Source organism: Nonomuraea longicatena (assembly GCF_039525605.1).
In the GTDB taxonomy this organism is placed as follows: Bacteria; Actinomycetota; Actinomycetes; order Streptosporangiales; family Streptosporangiaceae; genus Nonomuraea; species Nonomuraea longicatena.
The window spans coordinates 70,737-81,688 of record NZ_BAAAHQ010000017.1 but is presented as its reverse complement, the minus strand read 5'-3'; the positions used below and the strand labels follow the sequence as shown (position 1 = coordinate 81,688).

The 10,952-nt window shown below is 73.6% G+C and carries 11 protein-coding genes and 1 riboswitch; of the genes, 6 read left to right on the top strand and 5 right to left on the bottom strand.

The genetic code is table 11. The features are described from left to right. The 3 genes from ABD120_RS18150 to alc all read left to right on the top strand — a co-directional run. Positions 1–471 (top strand): glycerate kinase (locus ABD120_RS18150; protein WP_343951092.1); only part of this gene is annotated, 471 nt, incomplete at its 5' end. Positions 472–474: 3 nt separating this feature from the next. Beyond that, positions 475–1,788, top strand: coding sequence for an allantoinase AllB (gene allB, locus ABD120_RS18145; RefSeq protein WP_343951091.1), 1,314 nt, complete (start codon positions 475–477; stop codon positions 1,786–1,788). Further along, complete coding sequence (gene alc, locus ABD120_RS18140) at positions 1,789–2,733, top strand: allantoicase (RefSeq protein ID WP_343951090.1); 945 nt, start codon at positions 1,789–1,791, stop codon at positions 2,731–2,733. Here alc and pknB read toward each other — a convergent pair. From pknB to ABD120_RS18120, 4 genes are all read right to left on the bottom strand, one after another. Continuing rightward, entirely contained in the window at positions 2,730–4,673 is a 1,944-nt protein-coding gene (pknB, locus tag ABD120_RS18135; protein WP_343951089.1) for a Stk1 family PASTA domain-containing Ser/Thr kinase, read from the bottom strand. The two genes, alc and pknB, sit on opposite strands and share 4 nt — an antisense overlap. A gap of 148 nt (positions 4,674–4,821) precedes the next feature. Continuing rightward, positions 4,822–5,577, bottom strand: a complete 756-nt coding sequence (locus ABD120_RS18130) for a thiazole synthase (protein WP_343951088.1) — start codon at positions 5,575–5,577, stop codon at positions 4,822–4,824. Beyond that, positions 5,570–5,770, bottom strand: coding sequence for a sulfur carrier protein ThiS (gene thiS, locus ABD120_RS18125; RefSeq protein WP_343951087.1), 201 nt, complete (start codon positions 5,768–5,770; stop codon positions 5,570–5,572). Before thiS ends, ABD120_RS18130 begins: the two co-directional genes overlap by 8 nt. A 57-nt stretch (positions 5,771–5,827) precedes the next feature. Further along, on the bottom strand, positions 5,828–7,156 hold the full coding sequence (locus ABD120_RS18120; protein ID WP_343951086.1) for an FAD-dependent oxidoreductase: 1,329 nt from the start codon (positions 7,154–7,156) through the stop codon (positions 5,828–5,830). Then, a riboswitch (TPP riboswitch) is annotated at positions 7,146–7,262 on the bottom strand. It overlaps the preceding gene by 11 nt. A gap of 203 nt (positions 7,263–7,465) precedes the next feature. On the opposite strand from ABD120_RS18120, the gene ABD120_RS18115 reads away from it, so the two are divergent. Genes ABD120_RS18115 through thiE form a run of 3 tightly spaced genes read left to right on the top strand, consistent with a single transcriptional unit; the run spans position 7,466 to position 9,653 of the window. Then, positions 7,466–8,623 carry an NAD(P)/FAD-dependent oxidoreductase gene (locus ABD120_RS18115; protein WP_343951085.1) on the top strand — a complete coding sequence of 386 codons (1,158 nt, stop codon included), beginning with the start codon at positions 7,466–7,468 and terminating at the stop codon, positions 8,621–8,623. A gap of 30 nt (positions 8,624–8,653) precedes the next feature. Continuing rightward, the gene (locus ABD120_RS18110) at positions 8,654–9,028 is read left to right on the top strand and encodes an Rv2175c family DNA-binding protein (RefSeq protein WP_343951084.1); all 375 of its coding nucleotides are present in this window, start codon (positions 8,654–8,656) and stop codon (positions 9,026–9,028) included. Next, complete coding sequence (thiE, locus tag ABD120_RS18105; RefSeq protein WP_343951083.1) at positions 9,006–9,653, top strand: thiamine phosphate synthase; 648 nt, start codon at positions 9,006–9,008, stop codon at positions 9,651–9,653. Before ABD120_RS18110 ends, thiE begins: the two co-directional genes overlap by 23 nt. Positions 9,654–9,878: 225 nt before the next feature. On the opposite strand, the gene ABD120_RS18100 is transcribed toward thiE, so the two are convergent. Then, complete coding sequence (locus ABD120_RS18100) at positions 9,879–10,931, bottom strand: polyprenyl synthetase family protein (RefSeq protein ID WP_343951082.1); 1,053 nt, start codon at positions 10,929–10,931, stop codon at positions 9,879–9,881. Positions 10,932–10,952: the final 21 nt, after the last annotated feature.

Below are 10,952 nucleotides of genomic sequence, written 5' to 3'. Positions count from 1 at the left end.
GACGCCGCCGCCATCCACGGCCTCGTCGCCGCCGTCGAGCACGACGGCAGGCCGAGGCCCATGGGCGTGGCGGGCGCGCCCGGCGCGGGGGCGGCGGGCGGCGTCGGCTTCGCCGCCCTGGCCTTCCTACGGGCGGAGATCAGGCCCGGCATCGACTACCTCCTCGACCTGCTCGGCTTCGGCGCCAAGCTCGCCGGAGCCCGCCTGGTGATCACCGGGGAGGGCTCGCTCGACACCCAGTCGCTGCGCGGCAAGGCCCCGATCGGCGTCGCCAGGGCCGCCGCGCCGTCGGGCGTCCCGGTCGTCGCCGTGTGCGGACGCCGCTCGCTCAGCGACGGCGAACTGCGGGCGGCGGGCATCCGCGCCGCCTACGCGCTCACCGACCTCGAACCCGACCCGGCCCGCTGCATGGCGGAGGCCGGGCCGCTGCTCGAACGCCTGGCCGCCCGCGTCGCCGCCGACTGGAGCTGAGCCGTGCACGATCTGGTGATCCGCTCCCGCCGGGTCGTCACCCCCGAGGGGGAGCGGCCCGCGGCCGTCGCCGTGCGCGCGGGGCGGATCGCCGCCGTCCACCCCCACGACGCCCCCCTCGACGCGGCCGAGGAGCGCGACCTCGGGGCCGTCGCGCTGCTGCCGGGACTGGTCGACACCCACGTCCACGTCAACGAGCCGGGCCGTACCCACTGGGAGGGCTTCGCCACGGCGACCAGGGCCGCCGCCGCCGGGGGCGTCACCACGATCGTGGACATGCCGCTCAACTCGATCCCGCCCACCGTCGATCCGGCCGCCCTCGACGCCAAGCTGGCGGCGGCGGCCGGGCAGTGCCACGTGGACGTCGGATTCTGGGGCGGCGCCGTCCCCGGCAACCTGCCCGCGCTGCGCCCGTTGCACGAGCGCGGCGTGTTCGGCTTCAAGTGCTTCCTGTCGCCCTCCGGGGTCGAGGAGTTCCCCGAACTGGCCCCCGGCGAACTGGAGTCCGCCCTCGCCGAACTGGCCGCCTTCGACGGGCTGATGATCGTCCACGCCGAGGATCCCGCCCTGCTGGCCGAGCCCGCGGGCCCCGGCTACCCCGACTTCCTGCGCTCACGGCCGGGCGCCGCCGAACGCAGCGCCGTCGAGCTGCTCGCCCGGCTCGCCGAGCGCACCGGCGCCCGCGTCCACGTCCTGCACGTCTCCAGCGCGGACTGCCTCGAACCCCTCGCCCGCGCCCAGCGCGCCGGCGTACGGATCACCGCGGAGACCTGCCCCCACTACCTCGTCCTGTCCGCCGAGCAGGTGCCGGAAGGAGGCACGGCCTTCAAGTGCTGCCCGCCCATCCGCTCCGCCGACAACCGCGACCGGCTCTGGGACGCCCTCGCCGACGGCGTGCTGTCCTGCGTGGTCTCCGACCACTCACCCGCCCCGGAGGGCCTCAAGGTGGCCGACTTCGCCGCCGCCTGGGGCGGGATCTCCTCCCTGCAACTCGGCCTGCGCGCCGTATGGACCGAGGCGCGGCGCAGAGGGTACGGCCTGCCCGACGTGGCCCGCTGGATGTCGGCGGGACCGGCCCGGCTGGCCGGGATGCGGTCGAAGGGCGCGATCGCGCCCGGCCGCGACGCCGACCTGGTCGCCTTCGACCCCGACGCCGCCGAGACCGTGGACCCCGCCGGCCTCCAGCACCGCAACCCCGTGACCGCCTACGAGGGGCTCACCCTGCGGGGCGCGGTCCGCACCACCTGGCTGCACGGCCGGCCCGTCGACCTCGGCGCCGCGCCGCGCGGCGCCTTCCTCCAGCCGGGAGCGTGCTGAATGCCGGACTTCACCGACCTTCCCGACCTCGCCCTGCGCACCCACGGCGGCTCGGTCGTCGCCGCCAGCGACGAGTCGTTCGCCGAGAAGGAGGCGCTCATCCGGCCCGGCCGTCCCGGCTTCCAGGCGCACACGTTCGGCGGCAAGGGCCAGGTCTACGACGGCTGGGAGACCCGCCGCCGCCGCGAACCCGGCCACGACTGGGCGATCGTCCGCCTCGGCCTGCCCGGCGTCGTGCGCGGCGTCGTCGTCGACACCGCCTGGTTCAAGGGCAACTACCCGCCGCACGCCTCCGTCGAGGCCGTGGCCGCCGACGGCTACCCGTCGGCGGCCGAGCTTGAGCGGGCCCCCTGGACGACCATCGTGCCCCGCACCGCGCTGAGCGGCGACGCCGAACACCGCCTCGCCGTGGACCGCGACGAACGCTTCACCCACGTCCGGCTGTGCATGTACCCGGACGGCGGCATCGCCCGCCTGCGCGTGCACGGGGAGGTCCGCCCCGACCTGTCGGTCTACGACGGCCTCGGCCTCGACCTCGCCGCCCTCGCCAACGGCGGCCGGGTCACCGCCTGCTCCGACGCCTTCTACTCCTCACCCGGCAACGTCATCGCCCCCGGCCTGGCCAGACACCAGGCGGAGGGCTGGGAGACCGCCCGCCGCCGCGACGGCGGCAACGACTGGCTGGAGATCCGGCTGGCCGCCCGGGGCACCGTCGTGCTCGCCGAGGTGGACACCACGAACCTGGTGTTCAACGCGCCCGCCGAGATCGGGCTGCGCGGCCGCGACGGCGACGGCGACTGGTTCGACCTGCTGCCGCGCACCCGGCTGCAACCGGACACCGCCCACCGCTTCCGGGTACGGCAGGCGCCCGCCACCCACGTCCGCGCCGACATCCACCCCGACGGCGGCCTGGCCCGCCTGCGCCTGCTCGGCGTGCTCGCCTAGTACCACAGGTGGACGTCGGAACCGTGCGGGCGCTCGTTGCCCGGCGCCGGACGCTGGTACCTCACCACGTCGCCGCTCAGCAGCTTGCGGATCTTGACCTTGAAGCCCAGCGCCTGCAGTTCGTTGCGGGCGTCGGCCACCGTCTTGCCGCTCACCTGCGGCACCATCACGTTGTTCGCGTCGTCGTCGGCCTCGGTGTCGCCGTTGCTCAGCCATTCCCAGAAGTCGCGGCAGCGCGAGACCGTCACCGTGACCGGCAGGCCCTGGTCGACCTCCGACCTGGCCTTCGGGTTCTGGGCGATGACCGTGCACGGCTCGGCGTCGTCGTCGATCTCGTTGACCGTGACCGCGAGGCCGCGCTCACCCAGGTAGGCGGCCGCCTCGTCCTTGGGCATCCCGGACACGTCCGGCATCCGCATCCCGGCGCTCACCAGGATGTCGACGCGGGCGCCCTCCCTGATCCGCTCGCCGACGTCCGGGCTCGACTTCAGCACCGTGCCGCGCGGCACCTGGAGGTTCTCATACCGCCGCACCGCGCCGATCTGCAGGCCGGCGGCGGCGATCGTGCTGCGCGCGTCGGTCACGGACATGCCCTGGATCTTGGGTACGGTCACCCGCTTGGCCCCCAGCGACGGCACCAGCATCACCGTCGTCTCCTCGACGACCTCGGTGCCCGGGGCCGGGTTGCTGCTGAGCACCAGCCCCTTGCCGGTCTGCTCGTGGTACTTGCCCCTGGCCACCTCGACGTTGAGCCTGAGCGCGCCCAGCCGCTTGCGGGCCTGCTCCAGGCTCTGCCCGGCCAGCTCGGGCACCTTGACCATCACCGGACGGGTGACGTGGAAGCCCACGAGGGTCACGGCCGCCACCGTCACGACCGCCGCCGCCACCAGCAGCGCCCATCTGGTCCTGCGCGGGGCCTCGGCGACCGGCGGCTCCGTCGAGGCGCGCGGCTGGACCCGCGTCTGGTTGGGGACGTCGTCGCGGGCGGGCGCCGGGTGACCGTACGGGGCGGAAGGACGCTGCTCGCCCGTGCCGTGCGCACCGGAGCCCGGCATCGAGTGCGACATGCGGGACGCGGGCGGCGTCGTCGTGCGCGGCACCAGCCGATGCGCCTCGACCGCCGCCACCAGCATCGCGGTCGCGTCGGCCGGACGGTTGTCCGGGTCGCGCTGGGTCGCGTGCGCCACCAGTCCGTCGATCAGCTGCGGCAGCTCGGCCACCAGCGAGGACGGCGCGGCCACCGTGTCGTGGACGTGCCGGTAGGCGACCGACATCGGGGTCTCGCCGTCGTACGGCTGCTGGCCGGTGACCAGCTCGAACAGCATGATGCCCGCGGCGTACACGTCGCTGCGCACGTCGGCGCCGCCGGTCGTCACCTGCTCGGGCGACATGTAGCCGATCGTGCCGATCATCACGCCGGTGCGGGTCTGGTTGGTCGCCTCGATCGCCCGCGCCAGCCCGAAGTCCACGACCTTGACCCGGCCGTCGGCCGTGAGCAGCACGTTCTCCGGCTTCACGTCGCGGTGGACCATCTGCGCCTGGTGGGCGGCGCCGAGCGCCGCCAGCACCGGGATCAGGAGCTCCAGGGCCTCGCGGGCGGGCAGCCTGCCGCGCTCGCGCAGCACGTCGCGCAGGGTCTTGCCGGGTACGTACTCCATCGACAGGTAGACGACGTCGCCGTCGGTGCCCTGGTCGAAGACCTGCACGACGTTGGGGTGCGACAGGCTCGCCACGGTCTTCGCCTCGCCGATGAACCTGCGGACGAACGAGGGGTCGTCGGCGAGCGAGCGATGCATGACCTTCACCGCGACGGTGCGGTCGAGCCGGACGTCCAGAGCCAGGTAGACAGACGCCATACCGCCCTGGGCGATCCGGGACTCGATCCGATAGCGCCCATCGAGCAACCGGCCGACCAGGGGGTCCGAAGTCGTCGTGTCCACCCCGCCGAGTTTACGGTCGTTTTCCCGCCGGAGTCGCCTGACCATGTCTATCCGCGTCCATCCGTGCCCACCAGCGCCCGCCCGTGCCCACCAGCGCCCGCCTGTGCCCGCCCGTGCCCGCCCGTGCCAGGGTCCGGACCGCCGGAGGTCACCCCACGGGTGGTGAGCTGGCCTCGGCGTAGCGGCGGCGGGGGATGCGGCCCGCCGTACGTGCCATCCGGCCCGCCTCGACGGCCGCGCGCATCGCCGAGGCCATCAGCTCGGGCCGCCGGGCCCGCGTGACCGCCGTCGCGAGCAGCACCGCGTCGCAGCCGAGTTCCATCGCCAGGGCCGCGTCGCTGGCCGTGCCGATGCCCGCGTCCAAGATCACCGGTACCCCGGCGGCCTCGACGATGAGCTCGATGTTGTGCGGGTTCCTGATGCCGAGCCCGGAGCCGATCGGCGCGCCGAGCGGCATCACCGCCGCGCACCCCGCCTGCTCCAGGCGGCGGGCCAGCGCCGGGTCGTCGCCGATGTACGGCAGCACCACGAAGCCCTCGGCGACCAGCCGCTCGGCCGCGTCGAAGGTCTCGATCGGATCGGGCAGCAGCGTGCGCTCGTCGGAGATGACCTCCAGCTTGACCCAGTTCGTGCCGAGCGCCTCGCGCGCCAGCCGGGCCGTCAGCACGGCCTCGCCCGCCGTGAAACAGCCGGCGGTGTTGGGCAGCACCTTGATGCCGCGCTCGCGCAGCACGTCCAGCACCGACCCGCGCGCCGCCGGGTCGACCCGGCGCATGGCCACGGTGGTCAGCTCGGTGCCGGAGGCGGCCAGCGCCTGGTCGAGCACCTCCAGCGAAGGCGCCCCGCCGGTGCCCATGATGAGGCGGGAGGAGAACTTCTCGCCGCCGAGCAGCAGCTCATCCACCTTGCACCGCCGTGAGAACCTCGATCCGGTCCCGGTCGGCCAGCGGCGTGCTCTCCCACGAGCCGCGCGAGACCACCTCGTCGTTCACCGCCACCGCGACGCCCGCGGTGGCGGGGGTCAGCCGCCGGACGGCCTGCGCCACCGTCGTCCCCTGCGGGACCTCGTGAGCGGCCCCGTTGATCGTCACATTCACGCTGTCACCCTTTCCCTGTCTCCCTTTTCCCCGGCTCCTCTTTCCGCGTCTCCCCTTTCAGGGCTCCTCTTTCCGGGTCTCCTCCGTCTGGGCCCCTGGTCTTCGGACGGTGGCCGTCGCCGGGCGGCGGGGGTCGCAGACCGAGGCGAGGTCGTCCTCCTCGCCGAGGAGCAGGGCGGCGGTGAGCGGGGCCAGCAGGACGCCGCCCCTGTGGTGCCCGGTGGCGAGGTCCAGTCCGGGCACGCCGCTCGGCCCGATCAGCGGCAGGTTGTCCGGCGTCCCGGGGCGCAGCCCCGCGCTCACCTCGCCCACCTCCAGCTCGGTGATGCCGGGCACCAGCTCGCGGGCGTCGCGCAGCAGCTCGTACAGCCCGCCCGCGGTCACGCGGGTGTCGAAGCCGAGTTCCTCCTGCGTCGCCCCGACGACGAGTTCGCCGTCGCCGCGCGGCACCAGGTAGACGGGCTGCCCGTGCACCATGCCGCGCACGCACCTGCCCAGCAGCGGCCGGGGCGAGCGCAGCCGGACGATCTGGCCCTTCACCGGGCGGACGGGCACGTCGGCGAGATCCCGGCTCCAGGCCCCGGCCGCCAGCACCACCCGTTCAGCGGCGAGCACGCCGGAGTCCTCCAGCAGGACGCCGCGAACGGTTCCCCCGGCGCCCGTCTCGATGCCCGTCCCAGTGCCCGCCCTGGCCGTTGTTCCGGTCCCTGTTCCGGCTGCTGCCCTGGTGCCGGTCTCGCTGCCTGTCCCGGTGTCACGGACGAGTTCCAGCACGCGCTCCCTGACCACCGGGACGCCCCTGCGCTCCAGCGCGGCCAGCAGGGCGGAGGTGACACGGCGCGGATCCACCCAGGCGTCGCCGGGGGCCAGCAGGCCGCCGCGTACCGAGGGCGCGAGCATCGGCTCCAGGCGGCGGCACTCGCGGCCGGTCAGCCGCTCGACCCGCAACCCCAGCTTGTCCATGAAGCCCGCCAGCTCGTCGAGCGCGGCGAGATCGTCCGAGCCGAACGCCACGTCGAGGGTGCCGTCGGTGCGGTAGTCGAGGCCGTCGGAGCCCCCATCGCCGCCCCTGTCGCCGCCCCCATCACCGCCCGCACCACGGGCCCCGTCACCGGCGCCTTCACCGGCCCCGCCGCCGGCCGGTAGCCCCGCGTCCTCGCGGAGCTCCGCGGCGAAGGCGGGCCAGCGGGCGAGGGAGGCCGCGCCCAGCCGCAGCAGCGGCTCCTCGGTGTAGGTGACCTCGCTCACGGGGGCCAGCATCCCGGCGGCCGCATGGGAGGCGCCGGAAGCCGGGGCCGGGTCCACGACGGTGACGACGCGTCCCGCCCTGGCCAGGCGCCAGGCGACGCTGAGCCCGACGACCCCGCCGCCGACGATCACGTCCATGTCCGCTCCCTTCGCCGGCATGATCCGGATCAGGTGTCTTGCGGTCGAAGGCCCGTCCCGCCTTCCTCTCAGCCCGGTCATCGGCCGGACTCCCGCGCGTCTTACGACCCCCAGCCTACGACCTTTCTCCACACAACTCCCAAATGCCCCTTTGTTCGCCGCCGCCTGAGGGCCCGGCCGCCGCCGCCGAAGGCAGGACAGCAGCCGAAGGCAGGAGAGCAAGGGGGCGGTCGGGGCAGGGCGCGGCGGGTGAGTACCTTCGAGGGAGTCGAGAGCACGGCTGGGCGTGGACACGGATAGGGTCGCTTTGTGGATCATGTGATTGTGGTGGGGGCGGGGCTCGGCGGAATCCGCAGCGTCGAGGCGCTCCGCAGCAGGGGCTACGAGGGCCGGATCACGCTCCTGGGACAGGAGCGGCACCGGCCGTACGACCGGCCGCCGCTGTCCAAGGCGGTGCTGCTCGGCGACAGCGACTCCAGCTTCGTCGACACCGACCTCGCCGCGCTGAACGTCGACTTCCGCCCCGGCGTCGTCGCCAAGGGCCTGCGCGAAGGGATCGTCGAGACGACCGAGGGCGAACTGGCCTTCGACGGGCTGGTGATCGCCACCGGCTCGGAGCCGATCACCCTGCCCGGTGACGGGCAGCAGCACGTGCTCCGTACCCTCGACGACGCCCACGAACTGCGCGCCCGCCTGGTGTCCGGCGCCCACGTGGCGATCATCGGCGCGGGCTGGATCGGCGCCGAGGTCGCGACCGCGGCCCGCCGGGCCGGCTGCGAGGTCACCGTGATCGAGGCGGCCTCCGCACCGCTCACCCACGCGCTCGGCGCCGAGCTGGGCGCCCGTACCGTCCCCTGGTACGAGGGCATCGACCTGCGCCTCGACACCATGGTCAGCGAGGTCGTCGAAGGCGGCGTCGACCTGGTCGGCGGCGGCTTCGTCCAAGCGCACGTCGTGGTCGTCGGCATCGGTGCCAGGCCCGCGCTGGAATGGCTCGCCGGCGCCGACCTCGACCTGCACAACGGCGTCGTCACCGACGAGCATCTGCGCGCCTCCATGCCCGGCGTCGTCGCCGTCGGCGACTGCGCCAACTGGTGGTCGCGCCGCTACGGCACCCGCCTGCGCGTCGAACACTGGGACACCGCGCTGAACTCGCCGGACACCGCCGCCGCCACCTTGCTCGGAGAGGACGCCGTCTACGACCCGGTGCCCTACTTCTGGTCGGAGCAGTTCGGCCACATGGTGCAGTACGCCGGGTACCACCCGGCGGGCACGAAGACCGTGCGGCGCGAGGGGACGAGCTGGTCCACGGTGTGGCTCGACGACGCCGACCGGATCGTCGCCGTGGTGGCGGTGGACCGTCCCCGCGACCTCGTCCAGGGCCGTAGACTCATCGCCGCAGACGCCGTTCTGGACGTGGATCGCCTGGTAGATCCAGATGTCGCCCTACGGGACTGTGTTGTTTGAGCAAGCGCGGCATGTGGTAGTTGTGGTTTCGTGACGCTTTCTGTTGCACAGATCGACCGGGAGACCGAGCAGCTCGTAGACGAGTGGCTCACTCTCCCCCAAGTGGCCGCACGCCTGGAGCTCAGCATCGGGCGGGCCAAGCAACTCCTCAAGGACCACAAGCTCCTCGGCGTGAGACGAGGCAGTGGCGGGCCCCAGGTGCCCGCTGTCTTCCTTGACGGAAACGACGTGATGAAGGGCCTGCCAGGCACACTCAACGTGCTGCAGGACGCCGGTTACGACGACGTCGAGTCGTTGCGCTGGCTCTTCACCCCAGACGACTCCCTGCCTGGCTCGCCCGTCGATGCCATCAGGGCGGGTCGCCACACGGAGGTCAAGCGGCGTGCCCAAGCCCTCGCTTTCTGAAGCGCTCTCCCGGGCCCGCCTCTACCTCTGCACCGACAGTCGCCGCGACCGCGGCGACCTGGCCGATTTCCTCGACGCCGTCCTGTCCAACGGCGTGGACATCGTCCAGTTGCGAGAGAAAGGACTAGAGGCGCGTGAGGAACTCGCGCTCCTCGAAGTGTTCCGCGACGCGTGTGACCGCCATGGCCGCCTGCTCGCCGTCAACGACCGGGCCGACGTCGCCTACGCGGCCCGGCCCGACATCCTCCACCTGGGTCAGGACGACCTGCCGGTGACGTTCGCACGGGAGATACTCGGCGACGACATCCTCATCGGCAGGTCCACCCACACCGCCGAGGAGGCCACCGCCGCCTCTGCGGAGGAGGGCGTCGACTACTTCTGCTGCGGCCCGATCCTGCCCACCCCCACCAAACCCGGGCGTCCCGCGCCCGGACCCGGCCTGCTCCGCCACGCGGCGGCGCTCGGCACCGACCGGCCGTGGTTCGGAATCGGCGGCGTCGACCTGGGCAACCTCGACGACGTCAGGGCGGCGGGGGCGACCCGGGTCGTGGTGGTCCGCGCCCTCACCGAGGCCGAGGACCCCGGCGCCGCGGCAGCGGAGTTCGCGAAGCGCCTGGCCACCTGACACCCGCCCCCGTCACGCGGCCGGGCCGCTCGCCCCGCGATCGTTCCGGCCGCCCGTCCCTGTTCGCCCTGTTCGGCCCGCGATGGTTCTGGCCGGCTGTCCCCGTTGCCCCGTTCGGTCCTTGATCGTTCCGGTTGTCGCAACCCGTTCGGTCCGTGATCGTCCCGGTTGCCCCTCCCCGTGCGGGCCCGGCCCGCCGGTGCGGTCCGCGTGCCCGTTTCGCCGTCAGGTCGTCCGGGAGGTCGCGGCGACCGCGAGGGCGGCCAGCGCCTCGTGCGCCTCCGGCGTGACCGGTGCCCGGCCGAGGGCCGCCAGCGCCTGCCCCAGGTATTCGGCGATCAGGTCCTCGCACGCGCGCAGCGCCCCGGTGTCCTCGATGATCGCGCGCAGGCTCGTCACCCCCTGCTCGTCCAGCGCACGGTCGCCCAGCAACTCGCGCACGACCTGCGCGTCGCCGGCCGAGGCCGAGGCGAGCGTCCGGGCGATCAGCATGGTCCGCTTGCCCTCGCGCAGGTCGTCGCCCGCGGGCTTGCCGGTCTCCGCCGGGTCGCCGAACACGCCCAGGATGTCGTCGCGCAACTGGAATGCGATGCCGACGCGTCTGCCGTACTCGACGCACAGGTCCGTGATCCACGGCCGCTCGCCGCCCGCCGCGAGCACCAGGCCCAGCCGCAGCGGCTGCTCGACGGAGTACTTGCCGCTCTTGTACAGCGCCACCCGCAGCGCCGAGTCGAAGGTGTTCTCGCCCTGCGCCTGCTCCAGCAGGTCGAGGTACTGGCCGCACATCAGCTCGGTGCGCATGTGGTCGTGCAGCGGCTGCGCGGCCGCGAGCGCGTCGGCGGGCAGCCCGCTGGTGCGCCACATCTCACCCGACCAGATCAGCAGCAGGTTGCCGAGCAGGATCGCCGCCCCCTCGCCGAACTGCTCGGCCGAGCCCTGCCAGCCGGACTTCTCGTGCACCCCCTGGAACCTGCGGTGCGCGGACGGCATGCCGCGCCGCAGATCGCTCTTGTCCATGACGTCGTCGTGCACCAGCGCGCTCGCCTGCAGCAGTTCCAGCGAGGCCGCCGCGGAGAAGACTCCGGGCCCGTCGTCGCCGCCCGCCGCCCGCCAGCCCCAGTAGCAGAAGGCCGGACGCAACCGCTTGCCGCCCGAGAGCAGATCGTCCGCGGCGGCCATGAGCGGCTCGAGTTCGCCGTCGCCGAACGCCGGCGCCTGCCGATCGAGAAACTGCCGGAGTGAACGGTCCACCTGCTTGCGCAGGGCGTCAGTGGTCATGCATTGAGAGTAACGGCCGCT